15 protein-coding genes are annotated in these 19509 nt (G+C 71.1%); 3 read left to right on the plus strand and 12 right to left on the minus strand.

All coding sequences use genetic code 11. From position 1 onward, the window contains the following. Positions 1-125 precede the first annotated feature (125 nt). The 5 genes from ACFZDE_RS27155 to ACFZDE_RS27175 all read right to left on the minus strand — a co-directional run bounded on the left by ACFZDE_RS27155 (position 126) and on the right by ACFZDE_RS27175 (position 4416). Positions 126-608: a hypothetical protein gene (locus ACFZDE_RS27155; RefSeq protein ID WP_391204083.1), complete on the minus strand. Its 483-nt coding sequence runs from the start codon at positions 606-608 to the stop codon at positions 126-128. A 180-nt stretch (positions 609-788) separates the two neighbouring features. After that, positions 789-920: a hypothetical protein gene (locus ACFZDE_RS27160; RefSeq protein ID WP_104781486.1), complete on the minus strand. Its 132-nt coding sequence runs from the start codon at positions 918-920 to the stop codon at positions 789-791. 248 nt (positions 921-1168) lie between these two features. Beyond that, a complete protein-coding gene (locus ACFZDE_RS27165; protein WP_391204085.1) occupies positions 1169-1711 on the minus strand; it encodes a GNAT family N-acetyltransferase in 543 nt (180 codons plus the stop codon). Between the two features lie 74 nt (positions 1712-1785). Then, positions 1786-3417 (minus strand): L-glutamate gamma-semialdehyde dehydrogenase, encoded by a 1632-nt coding sequence (gene pruA / locus ACFZDE_RS27170; RefSeq protein ID WP_391204088.1) that lies wholly within the window; start codon positions 3415-3417, stop codon positions 1786-1788. 72 nt (positions 3418-3489) lie between these two features. Further along, positions 3490-4416 carry a proline dehydrogenase family protein gene (locus ACFZDE_RS27175; protein ID WP_391204091.1) on the minus strand — a complete coding sequence of 309 codons (927 nt, stop codon included), beginning with the start codon at positions 4414-4416 and terminating at the stop codon, positions 3490-3492. Positions 4417-4568: 152 nt separating this feature from the next. On the opposite strand from ACFZDE_RS27175, the gene ACFZDE_RS27180 reads away from it, so the two are divergent. Next, positions 4569-6017 (plus strand): helix-turn-helix domain-containing protein, encoded by a 1449-nt coding sequence (locus ACFZDE_RS27180; RefSeq protein ID WP_391204094.1) that lies wholly within the window; start codon positions 4569-4571, stop codon positions 6015-6017. A 33-nt stretch (positions 6018-6050) separates the two neighbouring features. Here ACFZDE_RS27180 and ACFZDE_RS27185 read toward each other — a convergent pair whose 3' ends face one another. Next, positions 6051-6629 carry a TetR family transcriptional regulator gene (locus ACFZDE_RS27185; RefSeq protein ID WP_391004046.1) on the minus strand — a complete coding sequence of 193 codons (579 nt, stop codon included), beginning with the start codon at positions 6627-6629 and terminating at the stop codon, positions 6051-6053. Positions 6630-6728: 99 nt separating this feature from the next. Here ACFZDE_RS27185 and ACFZDE_RS27190 point away from each other — a divergent pair, with 99 nt between their 5' ends. Beyond that, entirely contained in the window at positions 6729-8270 is a 1542-nt protein-coding gene (locus ACFZDE_RS27190; RefSeq protein ID WP_391204100.1) for an MFS transporter, read from the plus strand. 54 nt (positions 8271-8324) lie between these two features. Here ACFZDE_RS27190 and serA read toward each other — a convergent pair whose 3' ends face one another. From serA to ACFZDE_RS27220, 6 genes are all read right to left on the minus strand, one after another. Continuing rightward, complete coding sequence (gene serA, locus ACFZDE_RS27195; RefSeq protein WP_391004050.1) at positions 8325-9914, minus strand: phosphoglycerate dehydrogenase; 1590 nt, start codon at positions 9912-9914, stop codon at positions 8325-8327. A 294-nt stretch (positions 9915-10208) separates the two neighbouring features. Then, complete coding sequence (gene ilvC / locus ACFZDE_RS27200; protein ID WP_030851456.1) at positions 10209-11207, minus strand: ketol-acid reductoisomerase; 999 nt, start codon at positions 11205-11207, stop codon at positions 10209-10211. A 121-nt stretch (positions 11208-11328) separates the two neighbouring features. Next, positions 11329-11853 (minus strand): acetolactate synthase small subunit, encoded by a 525-nt coding sequence (ilvN, locus tag ACFZDE_RS27205; protein WP_030851453.1) that lies wholly within the window; start codon positions 11851-11853, stop codon positions 11329-11331. 35 nt (positions 11854-11888) lie between these two features. After that, positions 11889-13739, minus strand: coding sequence for an acetolactate synthase large subunit (locus ACFZDE_RS27210; protein WP_391204104.1), 1851 nt, complete (start codon positions 13737-13739; stop codon positions 11889-11891). 224 nt (positions 13740-13963) lie between these two features. Next, complete coding sequence (locus tag ACFZDE_RS27215; RefSeq protein WP_391204107.1) at positions 13964-16975, minus strand: EAL domain-containing protein; 3012 nt, start codon at positions 16973-16975, stop codon at positions 13964-13966. A gap of 425 nt (positions 16976-17400) precedes the next feature. Next, positions 17401-18351, minus strand: a complete 951-nt coding sequence (locus tag ACFZDE_RS27220; protein ID WP_391204110.1) for an NAD(P)-dependent oxidoreductase — start codon at positions 18349-18351, stop codon at positions 17401-17403. 77 nt (positions 18352-18428) lie between these two features. Between ACFZDE_RS27220 and ACFZDE_RS27225 the strand changes: the two genes are divergently transcribed. Beyond that, positions 18429-19430, plus strand: a complete 1002-nt coding sequence (locus tag ACFZDE_RS27225) for an aldo/keto reductase (protein ID WP_391004062.1) — start codon at positions 18429-18431, stop codon at positions 19428-19430. Positions 19431-19509: the final 79 nt, after the last annotated feature.

The following is a 19509-nucleotide window of genomic DNA, read 5'->3' on the forward strand; positions in this document are numbered from 1 at the left end:
CCGTGGGCCGGCACGCGTCCGCCGGATCCGTCGCCCAGCTTCCGTCGGCCCGGCCCCCCCCTGCGACCTACCCGGGCGACGGACCACCGGCCGCGTGACACCGGCCCGGCCGGAGGCGGTCAGGGTCAGCGGCTGGCCGAGTAGGCCGCGGGGAAGGCCCTCCGCTCGTCCACCTCTGTCGTGCGCGTGCCCCGGAGCTGCACGACCCGGGAACTCTCCGGCTCGCAGACCGGATTCTCGACGCCCCACACCGTGGAGACGACCTGGTCGCCGTCGGTGATCACAGTGATGAAGTTCAGCGTTCCCGAGTACGAGGCGGTCGGGCCGCCGGGCTCGTCGAACGCCCATTCGGCGCCCACCACCTGCCACGTGGGCTGCGGAGTGACCTCCATCCGCCCGTCCGGCAGGAAGCGCACCGCGTCGATGCCGCTGCTCCTGTCCGATACGGGGGATGCGATCGTGAAGGTGGGGTCCTGCCCCGGGACGGCTGCCTCGATGAAGTCCTGGGCCGAGTCCGCGCAGCGGACCTGGGCCGCTGCCGGAGGGGCGCACAGCAAGCCGAGGCTCGCCGCCGCCGTGGTCGTCCACGCGATCAGTGAGAGACGCATTCGCGGTGTTCCATTTCCATTGAGTCCGCCTTGGCAGGGCTCATTGAAAACGCGCTCACCGGGAAATCGTGCGGGCAACGCACGTTGGGCACATCGCTTCACCTGGATGGCAGGAAGGCCAGGGCGAGGAGGCCTACGGCTGCACCCCGGCGTAGCTCATCCCGTGTGCGCTGCCCGGGCTCAGTGGCCGCTGGAGCCGCCGTTGTCCCTGCGGTCGAGGGCGCGCTGGAGCGCGGCGGCGGCGTTCTTGCGGTCGGACTCGGTGGTCCGGGAAACGTGACGGACTCGGCGGCGGACGGTCGTCTCGGCCATGGGAAATCGACTCCTTCGACAGCACGGAGTGCACAGGGAGGGTTACGAGACGCCGGAAGGGGCGGGGAGCGGTGCCGCAGGGGTTGCCTGCACGGGGCCCGGCTCACGACCGCCATTCGCTTGATCGAGCGAGACGTTCGGCTCCTACAAAGCTAAGGGAGCGCGGAGCGTCTGTCTCCACAATTACTCGGACTTCCTACTATCTGAGACGGTGGACTGGGTCACACCGTGCTGACCTGCGGTGATTCCTAGAGCACATCACCGTCGCGCCAGTCGAAGACCAGCTCGTGCGCGGGGTCGAGGGAACCGGCGAGGGCGGGGCGGACGTACGTGCTGTGCTCCTCCTCCGGCAGGCGGACGATGCCGTCGAGCGGGCTGAGGGCGTGCACCTGGCCGTCCCAGAGCCGCCAGCCCCGGGAGGTGTAGAGGAGGGCGCCCTCGTCGCTGGCGGACAGGGCGCCGAAGTCGTAGGCGCGGTCGACGACGCGCTCCAGCTCGGACATGACCCGGGCGCCCAGGCCGGTGCGGCGGGCGTCGGCGCGCACGGCGACGTTCTCGACGTACCCGGCCCGCCACCACCGCCCGCCGTGCCGCACCCGGCGCATCACCACCGCACCGTGCGCGGCGAGGCCGGAGTCGTCGTGCACGAGGGCGTGCACGCCGCCGAGACCGTGGTCCCAGTCCTCGTCACCGAAGTCGCCCTCGAACGCGGCGTCCAGCAGGCCGCGCACGGCGTCGAGTTCGGCGGGGGCCAGGTCGGCGGTGTGGGCGGTGCGCACTCGGATGCTCATCGGCCCAGTCTTTCCCCGGACATGCCGACGGGCCAGGTCTTTTCGACCTGGCCCGTCGGTTCACCCGGGCGGTGTCAGCCCATGTGCGGGTAGGTGTAGTCGGTCGGCGGGACCAGCGTCTCCTTGATGGCGCGGGTCAGGGTCCAGCGCATCAGGTTCTGCGGGGCGCCGGCCTTGTCGTTGGTGCCGGAGGCACGGCCGCCGCCGAAGGGCTGCTGGCCGACGACGGCGCCGGTCGACTTGTCGTTGATGTAGAAGTTGCCGGCCGCGTAGCGGAGCTTGTCGGCCGTGTAGGCCGCCGCCGCGCGGTCGTTCGCGATGACCGAGCCGGTCAGGGCGTAGTCGGAGACGGACTCCATCTGGGTCAGCATCTCGTCGTACTTGTCGTCCTCGTAGACGTGCACGGCGATGATCGGGCCGAAGTACTCGGTGCGGAAGACCTCGTTCTCCGGGTCGGTGCACTCGATGACGGTCGGGCGGACGAAGTAGCCCACCGAGTCGTCGTAGGTGCCGCCCGCGACGATCGTGCAGGAGGCGTCCTCCTTGGCACGGTCGATGGCGGCCTTGTTCTTGGCGAAGGCGCGCTCGTCGATGACGGCGCCGATGAAGTTCGAGAGGTCGGTGACATCACCCATCTTGACGCCGTCGACCTCGGCGGCCAGCTCCTCCTTGAAGCCGGAGTTCCAGATCGAGGCGGGGATGTAGGCCCGGGAGGTGGCGCTGCACTTCTGGCCCTGGAACTCGAAGGCGCCGCGGGTGAACGCCGTCTTCAGGATCGCCGGGTCGGCCGAGGGGTGGGCGACGAGGAAGTCCTTGCCGCCGGTCTCGCCGACCAGACGCGGGTAGGTGCGGTACTTCTCGATGTTCGCGCCGACCGTCTTCCACAGGTACTGGAAGGTGGGGGTCGAGCCGGTGAAGTGGATCCCGGCGAGGTCGCGGTGTTCCAGGGCGACCTTGGACACCTCGATGCCGTCGCCGGTGACGAGGTTGATGACGCCCTTGGGCAGGCCCGCCTCCTCCAGCAGCCGCATCAGCAGCACGGCGGCGTGGGTCTGCGTCGGGGACGGCTTCCAGACGACGACGTTGCCCATCAGGGCGGGGGCCGTCGGCAGGTTGCCGGCGATGGCGGTGAAGTTGAAGGGCGTGATCGCGTAGACGAAGCCCTCCAGCGGACGGTGGTCCAGCCGGTTCCACACGCCCGGGGAGTTCGCCGGGGGCTGCTCGGCGAGCAGCTTGCGGGCGTAGGAGACGTTGAACCGCCAGAAGTCGATCAGCTCGCAGGGCGTGTCGATCTCGGCCTGCTGGGCGGTCTTGGACTGGCCGAGCATGGTGGAGGCGGCGAGCGTCTCGCGCCAGGGCCCGGACAGCAGCTCGGCAGCGCGCAGGATGATCGCCGCGCGGTCGTCGAAGGACATCGCACGCCAGGCGGGCGCGGCGGCCAGGGCCGCGTCGATGGCGTCCTGGGCGTCCGCCTGCGTGGCGTTGCGGTACGTGCCGAGCACGGCCTTGTGGTTGTGCGGCTGGACGACCTGGAAGGCCTCGCCGCCGCCCATCCGCTTCTCGCCGCCGATGGTGCAGGGCAGGTCGACGGGGTTGTCGGCCAGCTCCTTCAGCTTGGCCTCCAGGCGGGCCCGCTCGGGCGAGCCGGGGGCGTAGCCGTGCACCGGCTCGTTGACGGGGGTGGGGACCTGGGTCACAGCGTCCATGTTTTCCGTAACTCCTTACTGAGCGGTGTGTCGGTCTCGGCCCTTGGCGGGCTCATGGCCCTCGAAGGGCTGTCAGCCCTTGGTGATCATGCTCCGGGCGAAGAAGCGCAGGTTGGCCGGCTTCTCCGCCAGGCGCCGCATGAAGTAGCCGTACCAGTCGGTGCCGTAGGCGGTGTAGACGCGCATCCGGTGGCCCTCGGCGGCCAGCCGCAGGTGCTCGTCGGTGCGGATGCCGTACAGCATCTGGAACTCGTACTCGTCGAGCTTGCGCCCGGCCTGGTGGGCGAGCTCCTGGCCGATCGCGATCATGCGGGGGTCGTGGGAGCCGATCATCGGGTACCCCTCCCCCTTCATCAACGTCCGCAGCACGCGTACGTATGCCCGGTCGATCTCGTGTTTGCCCTGGTACGCGACCGAGGCGGGCTCCTTGTAGGCGCCCTTGACCAGGCGGACCCGGCTGCCGCTCTCCGCGAGGCGGCGGGCGTCGGCCTCGGTGCGGAACAGGTAGGCCTGGATGACGCAGCCGGTCTGCGGGAAGTCCTTCCGCAGCTCCTCGTGGATGGCGAACATCGAGTCGAGGGTGGTGTGGTCCTCGGCGTCGAGCGTGACCGTGGTGCCGATCTCGGCGGCGGCCTCGACGACCGGGCGGACGTTGCTCAGGGCCAGCTCGTGGCCGCCCTCCAGCGCCTGACCGAACATCGACAGCTTCACCGACATCTCGGCGCGGGTGCCGAGCTCCAGCGGCTTGAGGCGGTCGACGAGCTCCAGATAGGCGTCCCGGGCGGCGGCGGCCTGCGCGGGGTTGGTGATGTCCTCGCCGACGACGTCCATCGTCAGTTCCAGGCCCTGGTCGGCGAGCTCCCGGACGACGGGGACGATGTCGTCGACGTCCTCGCCCGGGATGAAGCGGTCGACGACCTGCTTGGTCACCGGTGCCGCCGAGATCAGGCGTCGCATCCGGTCACTGCGGGACGCGGCGAGAATCACGGGACCCAGCACGGGGCACCTCCAGAGCACAAGCAACGTGAGGGCCGGACCCCTCGCGGACGGCGCGTCGGGTACGGCACGGAGAACCACCGTGAAACCTAAGGATCCCTCCGATCGTCGGCCATCGACAGCTGTCACGCATCCGTGCCGCAGATCTCAGACAGATGTATGAAGGGCTCCGGGAAGTGCGCGACAATGCCCGGGTGACGTCGGAACACAGGGGTGACTACGAGGAGCTGGTCGACGAGATCTCGGAGCTGCTCGGCGCGCCCGCGACCCTGGAGAACCGGGACTTCGAGCTGATCGCCTTCGGGGCCTACGACAGTGAGGGCGACCTCGATCCGTCGGCCCTGGACCCGGTGCGCACCCGCTCGATCCTCACCCGCCGCTCGACGGCGGCGGTCCGGGCCTGGTTCGAGGGCTTCGGCATCACCCGGGCGACGGGGCCGGTCCGCATCCCGCCGACACCGGAGGCCGGGGTCTACCGGGGCCGGATCTGTCTCCCCGTCCGCCACCGGGGCGTGGTGCACGGCTATGTCTGGCTCCTGGACGACGATCCCGGCCCGAGCGAACGCCGGCTCACCGCCGCCATGGGGGTCACGGCCCGCATCGGCGCCCTGCTCGCGGACGAGGCGCAGCACGGGGCCGACCTCAGCCGCGAACTGAGAGCGGTCCTCACCGCCGAGCGCGGCTGGCAGAGCGACATGGCCGTCGCCGAGCTGCGCACGGCCCTCGGCCCCCGCGCCGACGGCCTCCACGCCCTGCTGTGCGTCGCCCCCTGGCCCTCGGCGGACCCGGACGACGCCCCGTCGGTCCGCGCGGTCCCGGGCGGGACGGCCCTGTGCACGGTGCCCTGGGGGGCGACGGCCCAGTGCCTGGCGGTACTGATCCGCCTGCGCTCCCCCGACGTGCTCACCCCCGCGACGACAGCGGCGGGACGCCTGCTGGAACGGGCACGCGGGGGCAGCATGCCGGGGGCCGCGACTGCCCGGGGGCCGGGCGGCAGCGGTCCGGCGAGCGCCGCCTCCCGAGGGTCGGGCAGGGGCCCGGGCGGAAACGCCACCGGCGGCACGGACGGATCATCCACGGACACGGCGGGCGTGACGGGCGTGACGGGCGGAACGGGAACGGCGGGCTCAGGTGCCGGCGCCGGCGCTGGCACCGACCGTCGTTCGGCCCCCGGCGCCGCCACCCCCCGCACCAGCCCCGCCGCCGGTATCGCCACCCCCCGCTCCGGCCTCGCCGATCTGGTGAGTGCCTGGGGCGAGGCAGCCGCGGCCGCCCGGGCGGCGCTGGCCGAGGCGCGCTTCGGGCCGGTCGCGCAGTGGGCGTCGATCGGCCCGTACCGGCTGCTGACGGCCCTCCCCCCGGAGGTCGCCCACGACCCCGTCGCCCGCACGCTGCTCGCCCCGGTCCACCACGAACTCGCCCGGACCGCCGAGGTCTACCTCGACTGCGCCGGCCAGGCCGCCCGGGCCGCCGCCGAACTGGGCATCCACCGCCAGACCCTCTACTACCGCCTGTCCCGTATCGAGAAGCTCACCGGCCTCGACCTCGACGACGGCGAGGACCGCCTGCTGCTGCACATGACCCTGAAGTCCCACCGCCTCTGAGGACACACCCGCCTATGCCCCCGCCGGGACGCGTCACTTCCTCTCGGCGGCCTCGATCAGGCGCCGTAGGCCTTCGGTGAGCTGTTCGGCCTCCGGGGCGGTCTTCGGGTCGAAGGTCCACTGGGCCATGAGGCCCATCATCAGGGTCAGGTAGAAGTACCCGAGCGTGTCCACCTGTTCGTCCGTCACGTCTTCCTCGGGGCCGCCGTGGAAGAGCGTCACGATGCCGCGCGCGCCCTCGCGCTGGGCTCGCGCGAGATGTTCCCGCACCTCCGGCAGCTGGTCGCCCATGGCCACGATCTCCATGCTGAGCCGCCACATGGACCCGGGATCGCGCATGGTCCCGATGATGTTCGCCCACACCTCCGCGAACCGCTCCAACGACCCCGGCTCGCCGCGCGGTTCGCCACTCCCCTCGAACGCGTCGGACATGCCCTCCACCATCTCGACGTACGCCTGCGCCAGCAGCGCGTCCTTCGAGCCGTAGTGGTAGCCGATCGACGCCAGGTTGGTGCCCGACTCCTTGACGATGTCGCGCGCGGTGGTGCGCAGGAAGCCCTTCGCCAGCAGGCAGCGCTGGGCGCCCTCCAGCAGATCCTCACGGTGTCCCATGGCGCATCACCTTATCCCGGAATCCAGACGAGCGTATTAAACGTGTGTTCTATACGTGCGTACTAGACAGCCGTTTAGGACGCTCGTACAGTTCTGCTCATGACGACGAACCCAGCCCCTCCCGCCCTCGCCGGACGCCGTGAATGGACGGCTCTCGGCGTGCTGATGCTTCCGCTGCTGCTGGTCTCCATGGACGTGTCCGTCCTCTACTTCGCGATCCCCGCGATCAGCGCAGACCTGGAGCCGAGCGCCACCCAGCAGCTGTGGATCTTCGACATCTACGGCTTCGTTCTGGCCGGCCTGCTGATGACGATGGGCTCGCTCGGCGACCGCATCGGCCGCCGCAGGCTCCTGCTGATCGGCGCCGCCGCCTTCGGCACGGCCTCCCTGGTCGCGGCCTACGCCACCAGCGCCGAGACCCTGATCGCCGCCCGCGCGGTCCTCGGCATCGGCGGCGCGACGCTGATGCCGTCGACGATGGCGCTCGTGCGCACGATGTTCACCGACCCCGGTCAGCGCACCAAGGCGATCGGTGTCTGGTCGGGCGTGATGACGGCCGGTATCGCGCTCGGCTCGGTGATGAGCGGCGTCCTCGTCGAACACTTCTGGTGGGGCTCGGTCTTCCTGGTCAACCTGCCCGCGATGCTGCTGCTCCTGATCCTGGGCCCCCTGCTGCTGCCCGAGTCGAGGAACCCGCGCCCCGGCCGCTTCGACCTGCTGAGCGTCCCCTTGTCGATGGCGGCGGTGCTCCCCGTGATCTACGGCCTCAAGGAACTCGCCTCCGAGGGCTGGAACGTGCGGTACGCGATGTCGGTGAGCGCCGGTCTGCTCTTCGCCGCACTGTTCGTCCACCGCCAGCGCACGGCGGTCTCCCCGCTGATCTCGCCGGAGCTGTTCCGGCGCCGTGGGTTCAGCCCGGCCGTCGTGCTCAACCTCGTGGCCGCCTTCGGCATGATGGGCTCGGCCTACTTCACGACCCAGTACATCCAGTCGGTCCTGGACAACGGCCCGCTGGAGGCGGCGCTGTGGAGCCTGCTGCCGTCGGTGCCCATCGGGCTCGCGGCTCCCCTCAGCGCACAGCTCGTGCGGCGGGGCGTGCCCCGCGCCCACGTCGTCGGCGGCGGCTTCGCCGTCAGCGCGTGCGGCTATCTGATGCTGGCCCTGGCCGGCACGGACTCCCTCTGGCTGCTGCTGGCCGCGTGCGCCGTGCTGGCCTGCGGGATCGTCGCCGTCATGTCCCTGGTGGCCGACCTGGCCCTGAGCGCCGCCCCGGTGGAGAAGGCGGGCGCGGCGTCGTCCCTGCTGGAGACCGGCACGGAGTTCGGCGGCGCGCTGAGCATGGCGTTCCTCGGCTCCATCGGCACGGCCGTCTACCGCCACGAGATCCCGGACGCGGCGCCCGCCGCGGCCCGCGAGACCCTGGGCGGCGCCCTGGCCGTGGCGGACCGGCTCCCGGGGCGCGCGGGGGACGCCCTGGCGACGGCGGCACGCGAGGCCTTCACCAGCGGCATGCACGCGGCGGCGATCACCGGCGCGGTGCTGCTGGCCGGTGCGGCCGCGGCGGCGGCGGTCACCCTGCGGCGGGTCCGGGCACACGAAAACGCCGGACAGGCTGATCAGCTCAGCCCGTCCGGCGTGTGAGGACGAGTCCGTTCAGGGGAACGGGGTTCCCGGGAGCGAGCCCCCGGGAGGATGTCAGGCCAGGTTGACGGAGCGGGCCGAGGTCGCCCCGATCTCCGCGGCCACCTCGGCCAGCACGGTCGCGGTCACCGTGTCGTCCACGGTCAGCACCGCCAGCGCCTCGCCACCGGCCACCGCCCGCGACACCTGCATACCGGCGATGTTGAGCCCCGCCTCACCGAGGATGCGGCCCACCGTGCCGACGACGCCGGGGCGGTCCTCGTACTTCAGCACGATCATGTGGTCGGCGAGCGCGAGGTCCACGTCGTAGTCCCCGACGGCGACGATCTTCTGAAGGTGCTTCGGGCCGGCCAGCGTGCCGGACACCGACACCTCCTCGCCGTCGGCCAGGGTGCCGCGCACCGTGACGACATTGCGGTGCTCGGTCGCCTCGGAGCTGGTGGTCAGCCGCACCTCGACGCCGCGCTCCTGCGCGAACAGCGGGGCGTTGACATACGACACCGTCTCGTCGACGACGTCCTCGAAGACGCCCTTGAGCGCGGACAGCTCCAGCACCTTCACGTCGTGCTGGGTGATCTCGCCGTAGACCTCGACATCGAGGCGGACGGCGACCTCACCGGCGAGCGCGGTGAAGATCCGGCCCAGGCGCTCGGCGAGCGGCAGACCCGGCTTGACGTCCTCGGCGATCACACCGCCCTGCACGTTGACCGCGTCCGGCACGAGCTCACCGGCAAGCGCGAGGCGCACCGAGCGGGCGACGGCGATACCGGCCTTCTCCTGCGCCTCGTCGGTGGAGGCACCGAGGTGCGGGGTGCAGACGACCTGGTCGAACTCGAAGAGCGGGGAGTCCGTGCAGGGCTCCTTCGCGTACACGTCGAGACCGGCACCGGCGACCCGGCCCTCCTTGAGGGCGGAGTACAGCGCCTCCTCGTCGACGATCCCGCCGCGCGCGGCGTTGACGATCCGCACGCTCGGCTTGACCTTGCGCAGCGCCTCGTCGCCGATCAGGCCGACCGTCTCGGGGGTCTTGGGCAGGTGGACGGTGATGAAGTCGGAGACCTCGAGCAGCTCGTCCAGCGACAGCACCTTGACGCCCATCTGCGCGGCGCGGGCGGGCTGGATGTAGGGGTCGTAGGCGACGACCTTCATGCCGAAGCCGGACATGCGCTGGGCGACCAGCGCGCCGATGCGCCCGAGGCCGACGACACCGAGGGTCTTCTCGGCCAGCTCCACGCCCGTGTACTTGCTGCGCTTCCACTCGCCGTTCTTCAGTGCGGCGTTGGCCTGCGGGATGTGGCGGGCGGTGGCGATGAGCAGACCGCAGGCCAGCTCGGCGGCGGTCACGATGTTGGAGGTCGGGGCGTTGACGACCATCACGCCGGCCTTGGTGGCGGCGGAGACGTCCACGTTGTCCAGGCCGACGCCGGCTCGTGCGACGACCTTCAGCTTGTTCGCGGCGGCGATCGCCTCGGCGTCGACCTTGGTGGCCGAGCGGACCAGGATCGCGTCCACGTCGGCGATGGCCGGGAGCAGCTCGGCGCGGTCCGCGCCGTTGCAGTGCCGGATCTCGAAGTCCGGGCCCAGGGCGTCGACGGTGGCGGGCGACAGCTCTTCAGCGATGAGTACGACGGGTTTCGAGCTCACGTGAGTCCTCACAAGTCCAGTGCTGCGGACGGCCGTCCCGACGGCCGCAGGCGGTGGAGGGGTGCTTGCCGCGTTGGAGACGCACGACGCTGTGGGCCTGACGCGTATGTGTGCAGCAGTCTAGTGGCGCATGGGGCGTCGTCTTGTGCCGCTGCGGAAGGATCACCCGTCCGTGGCCGGACGGGATGGACAACGCCTCACTACCCGACGTTACCCGGGGTTCGCCGAAGGGGCCGGAGCGGGTCGCTCCGGCCCCTCGGGTCCGGCCGTCTCGGCAGGGCCCGGGCAGGCGGCTTACGCCTCCTCGTCGACCCAGCTCATGAGCTTGCGCAGCTCCTTGCCGGTGGTCTCCAGCAGGTGCTCGGAGTCCTGCTTCTTGTACTCGTTGTACTTCTTCAGACCGCCGTGGTACTCGTCCATCCACTGCTGAGCGAAGGTGCCGTCCTGAATCTCGGCGAGGACCTTCTTCATCTCGGCCTTGGTGGCGTCGGTGATGATCCGCGGGCCGGTGACGTAGTCGCCCCACTCGGCGGTCTCGGAGATCGACCAGCGCATCTTCTCCAGGCCGCCCTCGTACATGAGGTCCACGATCAGCTTCAGCTCGTGCAGGCACTCGAAGTAGGCGATCTCCGGCTGGTAGCCGGCCTCGGTCAGGGTCTCGAAGCCCGCCTTGACCAGGGCGGCGGTGCCGCCGCAGAGCACGGCCTGCTCACCGAACAGGTCGGTCTCGGTCTCCTCGGTGAAGGTCGTCTTGATGACGCCGGCGCGGGTGCCGCCGATGCCCTTGGCGTACGACAGGGCCAGCGCGAAGCCGTTGCCCGTGGCGTCCTGCTCGACGGCGGCGATGCACGGAACGCCGCGGCCCTCCTCGTACTGGCGGCGCACCAGGTGGCCCGGGCCCTTCGGGGCGACCATGCAGACGTCCACGCCGGCCGGGGGCTTGATGAAGCCGTAGCGGATGTTCAGGCCGTGGCCGAAGAACAGCGCGTCGCCGTCCTTCAGGTTGTCCTTGATGTGCTTCTCGTAGACCTCGGCCTGGATGGGGTCCGGGACCAGGATCATGATGACGTCGGCCTCGGCGGCGGCCTCCGACGGGCTCACCACGCGCAGGCCCTGCTCCTCGGCCTTGGCCTTGGACTTGGAGCCCTCGTGCAGACCGACGCGGACGTCGACACCCGAGTCACGGAGCGACAGCGCGTGGGCGTGGCCCTGGCTGCCGTACCCGATGACCGCGACCTTGCGGCCCTGGATGATGGACAGGTCGGCGTCGGCGTCGTAGAACAGCTCGGCCACTTTGGGTTCTCTCCTCGGGAGTGCAGGTGTTGCGTCCCACCGTATGACGGAGGGCGGAAGGGAAGTCTGAGGGTCTCGGAATACGGGCGGCCGACGGCGCGCCGACCGCCCGCTTTCCGTCTTACGCCGACCGGTCTAGGGCGCGCAGCGACCGGTCCGTGATGGATCGGGCACCGCGGCCGATCGCGATGGTGCCGGACTGGACGAGCTCCTTGATGCCGTACGGCTCCAGCATCTTGAGCATCGCGGTCAGCTTCTCGCCGGAGCCGGTGGCCTCGATGGTGACGGCCTCCGGGGAGACGTCGACGGTCTTGGCGCGGAACAGCTGGACGATCTCGACGATCTGGGAGCGCGTCTCGTTGTCGGCGCGCACCTTCACCAGGACGAGTTCGCGCTGCACCGCCTGCGCCGGCTCCAGCTCGACGATCTTCAGCACGTTGACGAGCTTGTTGAGCTGCTTGGTGACCTGCTCCAGCGGCAGGTCCTCCACGCCGACGACGATGGTGATGCGGGAGATGTCGGGGTGCTCGGTGACGCCCACCGCGAGCGAGTCGATGTTGAAGCCGCGGCGGGAGAACAGGGCGGCGATCCGGGCGAGGATGCCGGGGGTGTTCTCCACCAGGACGGAGAGCGTGTGCTTGGACATGATCTGCTTCCTCTGCTTACTGGTCCCGACGGCTCTCAGTCGTCTTCGTTGTCGCCGAAGTCGGGGCGGACGTCCCGGGCGGCCATGATCTCGTCGTTGGAGGTGCCGGCGGCGACCATCGGCCAGACCATCGCGTCCTCGTGGACGATGAAGTCGACGACGACGGGTCGGTCGTTGATGGAGTTCGCCTCCTCGATGACCTTGTCGAGGTCGTCCGGGGACTCGCAGCGGATCGCGTAGCAGCCCATGGCCTCCGACAGCTTCACGAAGTCGGGGACGCGGGTGCCGCGGGCGCCGGGGTTCACGTCGTCCGGGCCGGAGTGCAGCACGGTGTTGGAATACCGCTGGTTGTAGAAGAGGGTCTGCCACTGGCGGACCATCCCGAGGGCGCCGTTGTTGATGACGGCGACCTTGATCGGGATGTTGTTCAGGGCGCAGGTGGTGAGCTCCTGGTTGGTCATCTGGAAGCAGCCGTCGCCGTCGATCGCCCAGACGGCCCGCTCGGGTGCTCCGGCCTTGGCACCCATGGCGGCCGGGACGGCGTAGCCCATGGTTCCGGCGCCGCCGGAGTTCAGCCAGGTGGCCGGCTTGTCGTACTCGATGAAGTGGGCGGCCCACATCTGGTGCTGGCCGACGCCCGCCGCGAAGATCGTGCCCTCGGGGGCGAGCTGTCCGATGCGCTCGATGACCTGCTGCGGGGAGAGCGAGCCGTCCTCGGGCTGGTCGTAGCCGAGCGGGTAGGTGTCGCGCCAGCGGCTCAGGTCCTTCCACCAGGCGCTGTAGTCGCCCTGGTGGCCCTCGCTGTGCTCCTTCTGGACGGCCTGGATCAGGTCGGCGATGACCTCGCGGGCGTCGCCGACGATCGGCACGTCGGCGGCGCGGTTCTTGCCGATCTCGGCCGGGTCGATGTCCGCGTGGACGATCTTGGCGAACGGCGCGAAGCTGTCCAGCTTGCCGGTGACGCGGTCGTCGAAGCGGGCTCCGAGGGCGACGATCAGGTCGGCCTTCTGCAGCGCGGTGACGGCGGTGACCGCACCGTGCATGCCCGGCATTCCCACGTGCAGCGGGTGGCTGTCGGGGAATGCGCCGAGCGCCATCAGGGTGGTGGTGACGGGCGCTCCGGTGAGCTCGGCGAGAACCTTGAGCTCCGCGGTGGCGTGTGCCTTGATGACACCGCCGCCGACGTAGAGGACGGGCCGCTTGGCCTGGGTGATCAGCTTGGCGGCCTCGCGGATCTGCTTGGCGTGCGGCTTGGTCACCGGGCGGTAGCCGGGCAGGTCCATGGCGGGCGGCCAGGAGAAGGTGGTCTTCGCCTGGAGGGCGTCCTTGGCGATGTCGACCAGGACCGGGCCGGGACGGCCGGTGGAGGCGATGTGGAACGCCTGGGCGATGATCCGCGGGATGTCCTCGGCCTTGGTGACCAGGAAGTTGTGCTTGGTGATCGGCATGGTGATGCCGACGATGTCCGCCTCCTGGAAGGCGTCCGTGCCGATCGCCTTGGACGCCACCTGGCCGGTGATCGCGACCAGCGGCACGGAGTCCATGTGCGCGTCGGCGATCGGGGTGACCAGGTTGGTGGCGCCCGGGCCGGAGGTGGCCATGCAGACGCCGACCTTGCCGGTGGCCTGCGCGTAGCCGGTGGCGGCGTGACCGGCGCCCTGCTCGTGCCGGACCAGGACGTGGCGCACCCGGGTGGAGTCCATCAGCGGGTCGTAGGCCGGGAGGATCGCACCGCCGGGAATGCCGAATACCGTGTCGGCGCCGACCTCCTCGAGAGAGCGGATGAGGGACTGCGCGCCCGTCACCTGCTCGGGGGCGGAGTGTCCTCCGGATCGGGGCCGGGGCTGCGGGTGGTGGGCCCCGGTGGCCTGCTCGGTCATCGGCATTCTCTTCTCAGATGCTGAGGGTTTTTGCGAGGTTTGTACGGTCTTCGGCTGCTGCACGAAGGGTGCCTGTGCAACAAAAAACCCCTCGTGCCATAAGGCAAGCGAGGGGAGCGCGCCGGGTGGGTTCGCTGAGCGGTCGAGGCTCAGCGTCAGCCGACGCGCTTTCCAAGTACGAGAATTCGGGTGCGCATGGCACTGACCCTCCCCCCGGCACGCACCCACTGTCAAGTGGGTGGGACGGGAGTCTCATTATGTGAGCGCAGGGCCGTCCCGCCTCCGATGACGGCGGACACACCCGAGCTGTACACCCGCGGGGAGCCGCCCACCAGCGCCGGTTCGGCCGGTCCGTTGGGCACCGGATAGTGGCCGGCGGCGAGCGCCCGGCGCAGCCGGTACTCGTCGAGCGGCCCGGAGAAGGCCATGCCCTGCCCGTGCGTGCAGCCCATGGCGCGCAGGGCGACGATCTGCTCGGGCAGGTCCACCCCCTCGGCCACGGACTTCAGCCCGAGGTCCCCCGCGATGCGCAGCAGCCCGCTGGTGATCTTGTGCAGGCGGGCGGACTCGACGACGCCCTCGACCAGACCGCGGTCGAGCTTCAGTACGTCGACGGGCAAGCGCCTGAGGGCCGTGATCGCCGCGTAGCCGCTGCCGAACCCGTCGAGCGCGATCCGTACGCCGACCCGCCGAAGGGCGCCCAGGCGCCGCTCCAGCTCCTCCAGCGAGACCCTGGGGTCGGCGTCCGACAGCTCGATGATCAGCGCCCCGGGCGGCAGCCCGTGCCGGGTGAGCAGCGCCTCGATCGTGCCGAGCGGCATGGAGCGGTCCAGCAGCCTGCGGGCGCTCATCCGCACGACGACCGGCACGGACAGCCCGGTGGAGTGCCGCTCGGCGGCCTGCGCGACGGCCTCCTCGATCACCCAGCGGCCCAGCTCGGCGGTCTTGTCGCTGTCCTCGGCCACCCGCAGGAACTCCGCCGGGGTGAAGAGCACCCCTTGCGAGGAGCGCCAGCGCGCCTGCGCGGACACCGATGTGATCCGGCCATCGGTCAGGGACACCACCGGCTGGTGCAGCAGGGCGAACTCCCCGTCGTGCAGGGCGGCCCGCAGGCGGGTGGCGAGCTCCGCCTTGCGGACGACGTCCTGCTGCATCTGGGGCTTGTACAGCTCGACGCGCCCCTTGCCGCCGGCCTTGGCCCGGTACATCGCCAGGTCGGCGTTGCGCAGCAGTTCGCCCGCGCCGAGGCCGGACTCCGCGAAGGCCACGCCGATGGAGGCGTTGACCCGGACATCGTTGCCGTCGATGAGGTAGGGCTGGGAGAGGGTCGTCCTGAGCCGGTCGGCGAGCTCCAGTATGTGCCGCTCCCGGGCCTCCCGGTCCCGGGTGTTGTCCCCGGCGATCAGCGCCGCGAACTCGTCGCCGCCGAGCCGGGACGCGGTGTCGCCGTGCCGGACGGAGTCCTGGAGGCGGCGGGCGGCCTGGATGAGCAGTTCGTCCCCGGCCTGGTGCCCGATGGTGTCGTTGACGGCCTTGAACCCGTCGAGGTCGATGAACAGCACGGCCGTGTTGCGCAGGGCCATGCCCCGGTCGGAGGCGCGGCGGCCCGAGAGGGCGTGCTGGACGCGCTTGGTGAACAGGGCGCGGTTAGGCAGGTCCGTGAGCGGGTCGTGCTCGGCGTTGTGCTGCAACTGGGCCTGGAGTCGCACTCGTTCGGTGACGTCGCGGCTGTTGAAGATGAGGCCGCCGTGATGGCGGTTGACGGTGGACTCGACGTTCAGCCAGCCCCCGTCGCCCGAGCGGAAGCGGCACTCGATGCGTGTGGTGGGTTCCTCGACGGGGTTGGCTGCGAGGAACCTGCGCACCTCGTGGACGACGCAGCCCAGGTCCTCGGGGTGGATGAGGTTGGCCAGTTCCGTACCCACCAGCTCCTCCGCGGAGCGGCCGTACACACCGGCGGCGGCCGGAGAGACGTACCTCAGGACACCGCTGGGCGCGGCGATCATGATGACGTCGCTGGAGCCCTGCACCAGGGAGCGGAAGTGGTTCTCCTTCTGCGCCAGTTCCTGGGTGAGGGTGATGTTGTCGAGCAGCATGATCCCCTGGCGCACGACGAGCGCGAGCACCACGGTGCCCCCGGTCAGCAGGACGACGCGGTCGACGCTGCGGCCGTTGAGGACGTTGTAGAGGATCCCCAGCGTGCACACGGCGGCCGCGAGATACGGCGTGAGGGCGGCCAGGGAACCGGCGATCGGCCGGGCGGCCGCGTACCGGCTGTGCTCGGCGCCGGGCAGGGGCGAGGCGTGGTGGGGTGCGCCGCGCCGGCCGGGCACATGCTCCTGCACCACCCGCGTACGGCCGGTGCCGGCGGGCCGGTCGGGGGTGTGCCGGTCGGCCTCCGCGCGGGGGGCGGCCCACGGGGCGTACGCCAGGAGCAGCGAGCCCGCGAACCAGCCCGCGTCGAGCAGTTGCCCCGAGCGGTAGTCGTGGTGCATGAGCGGTGAGGTGAACAGGGCGTCGCACATCACCGTCAGCGCGAGGGCGCCGATGGCGGTGTTGACCGCGGAGCGGTTCACCGCGGACCGCCTGAAGTGCAGCGCGAGCACCATGCTGACCAGCGCGATGTCGAGCAGCGGGTACGCCAGCGACAGCGCGGCGTGCGCCACTCCGGGCCCCTCGGACTTCGCGGCCTGGGCGAGGGCGAGGCTCCACGCCAGCGTCAACAGCGATCCGCCGATCAGCCAGGCGTCGAGCCCCAGGCAGACCCAGCCGGCCTTGGTCACCGGCCGCTTGGCGAGCACGAGCAGCCCGACGATCGCGGGGGGCGCGAAGCAGAGGAAGAACAGGTCGGCGTAGCTGGGGCTGGGCACGGGCAGTCCGAGGACCACCTCGTACCACCCCCAGACCAGGTTGCCCAGGGCGGCCATGGTCGAGGAGAGGCCGAAGAGCAGCCAGGCGGGTCGAAAGCGGGTGCGGCGGCTGCGGGCGTAGAGGAAGCACGAGACGGCGGCGGTGCCGGCCGCGGCGCTCAGCCCGAAGTCGCCCATGAACACGGCCAGTTCGCGTGAGCCCCAGCCGAGCGCGGCGCCGAGGGCGTATCCGGCGCAGGCCAGGGCGAGGACGAGTTGGAGGGCCGGGCCCGGCCGGGGGCCGGGGGCCGGCGTGCGGGGCAGCAGCGCGCCCGGGGACGGAGGCTGTGCCCGCAGGGCTCCGTCCAGCGTGGGGGTGGGCGGCGCGCTCACCGGGCCCTCCCGCTGTGCGCCGCTGTCGCGTCCCGCGGGTCCCGGTGGGCCGGCTGGTCAGGCCTTCCGCGGCCGCCGGGCCTGCGGTGGTGATGGCTGTGCTCGGTGTGGTGCGCGCTGTGGTGGGTGTGGTGGCCGACGTGATCGGCGTGCCGGCCGCGGCTGCCCGCGGCCGTCCGCCCGGGTCGCCGCCGGCAGCCCCGCCCCGTCGGATCGCTCGTCCATAGGCCGTGCATCGCCTGTCGCCCCCCTCACAGTCTGAAGTGTCCGTCCCCGGCGCCGAACGGTCCCCGGCGCAGCCCCTGTCGGGACGATACACCAGTCTCGTCACTCAGGGACATAGGTTCTCTACGCTCCGTGACGATCAACAGATATATGAGTACCCACCGCACCTGGAGGATTGCGGACGGTACTCGAAGGTTCTGTCAGTCGGTTGAGGCACCCGTCGTAAGGATCACGTTGCGGAGCGGCTCCCGGTTCACATGACGGTTCAACTGGTCCACCAGGAGCCGCTTGGCGCGCGGAAGGAACGCGGAGGTGGGTCCGCCGACATGAGGGCTGATGAGTACCCCCGGCGCACGCCACAGGGGGTGTTCGCGCGCCAGCGGCTCCGGGTCGGTGACGTCGAGGGCGGCGGTGATGCGGCCGGTCTCCAACTCGGCGAGCAGGGCCTTGGTGTCGACGACCGGGCCGCGGGCGACGTTGACCAGGAGCGCGCCGTCCTTCATCCGGGACAGGAAGTCGGCTCCGGCCAGGCCACGGGTGGTTTCGGTGAGCGGGGTGGAGAGGATGACGACGTCCGCCTCCGGCAGCAGCGCGGAGAGTTCGGTGAGCGGATGCACCGGACCGCGCGCCGTGGTGCGCTCGGAGCGCGCGACGCGCGCCACCCGCGCCACCTCGAACGGAACGAGCCGGTCCTCGATGGCCTCGCCGATCGAGCCGTATCCCACGATGAGGACGTTCTTGTCGGCGAGCGCGGGGCGGAACCCGCCGAGCCACTCCCCCCGGTCCTGCGCGCGGACGAAGTCGGGGATCCCGCGCAGCGACGCGAGGATCAGGGCGAGGGTGAGCTCGCCGGTGCTGGCCTCGTGCACCCCGCGCGCGTTGCACAGCCGCACGCCCGCCGGCAGCAGCGACAGGCCCGGCTCGACGTGGTCGATCCCGGCGGAGAGGGTCTGCACGACCCGCACGTTGCTCATCCGCCCCAGGGGACGCACGCACAGCGGACTGGGCTTCATGTAGGGGACGACGTAGAAGGCGCAGTCGGCCGGGTCCGCGGGGAAATCCTCCGCACCGTTCCAGAAGCGGTAGTCCGGACCCTCGGGGAGCCCCTCGATCTCGTCCGGCGGGATGGGCAGCCACACGTCAGCAGTCATGCTCTGGAGGCTATGTCAGGAGCGTGCGACGGCAGAGGTTAGGTTGGGGTGGCTCGAACAGGGAGGGTCACGACCAGGTGGAGCGCAGGACGATCGGCGCGGCGGCGCTCGCGGTGGGGGCCGTCGGACTCGGGTGCATGCCGATGAGCTGGGCCTACAGCGCGTCGAGACGGCGCGGCGACGAGTCGCTCAGGGCGGTCCACCGGGCGCTCGATCTGGGCGCGTCCCTGCTGGACACGGCCGACATGTACGGCCCCTTCACCAACGAGCTGCTGCTGGGGCGGGTGTTGAAGGAGCGACGGTCCGACGCGTTCGTGTCGACGAAGGTCGGGCTGCTCGTCGGCGACCAGCACATCGTCGCCAACGGCCGCCCCGGGTATGTGAAACGCGCCTGCGACGCGTCGCTGCGACGGCTCCAGACGGACGTCATCGACCTCTACCAGCTGCACCGGGCGGACCCCGAGGTGCCGGTCGAGGAGACCTGGGGCGCGATGGCGGAGCTCGTCCAGGCCGGGAAGGTGCGGGCGCTGGGCCTGTGCGCGGTGGGGGCGCGGGCCGGGCGGCGCTCCGGGGCGCGGCCGCATGACGGAACGATCCGGCAGTTGGAGCGGGTGCAGCAGGTCTTCCCGGTGAGCGCGGTCGAGGCGGAGCTGTCGGTGTGGTCGCCGCAGGCGCTTGAGACCCTGCTGCCCTGGTGCCGGACGCGGGGCGTCGGTTTCCTCGCGGCGATGCCGCTCGGCAACGGCTTCCTGACCGGCAGGCTGCGGCCCGGTGCCGGCTTCGAGGCGGACGATCCGCGCGCCCGGCACCCCCGCTTCACGGCCGAGATGATGGCGGCGAACCAGCCGTTCGTCGCCGGGCTGCGCCGCGTCGCCCGCCGGCACGGCGCCCAGGTCACGCCCGGCCAGGTGGCCCTCGCGTGGGTGCTGGCCCAGGGCCCGCACGTGGTCCCGGTGCCGGGCACGAAGCAGGAGCGCTGGGTCACGGAGAACACGGCCGCGACGGCGGTGCGCCTGACCGCCGACGACCTCGTCGAGATAGCCGGGCTGCCGCCGGCCCAGGGGTCATGGGAGGACTGAGCCCCGCCTCGGGTGCGTTTCGGGCAAACCCCGTGTTCCCGGTTCGGGGTTGCGTGATCGGGAACTTCAGAGCCGCGAG

Origin of the sequence: Streptomyces sp. NPDC007929, assembly GCF_042959065.1 — a bacterium.
In the GTDB taxonomy this organism is placed as follows: domain Bacteria; phylum Actinomycetota; class Actinomycetes; order Streptomycetales; family Streptomycetaceae; genus Streptomyces.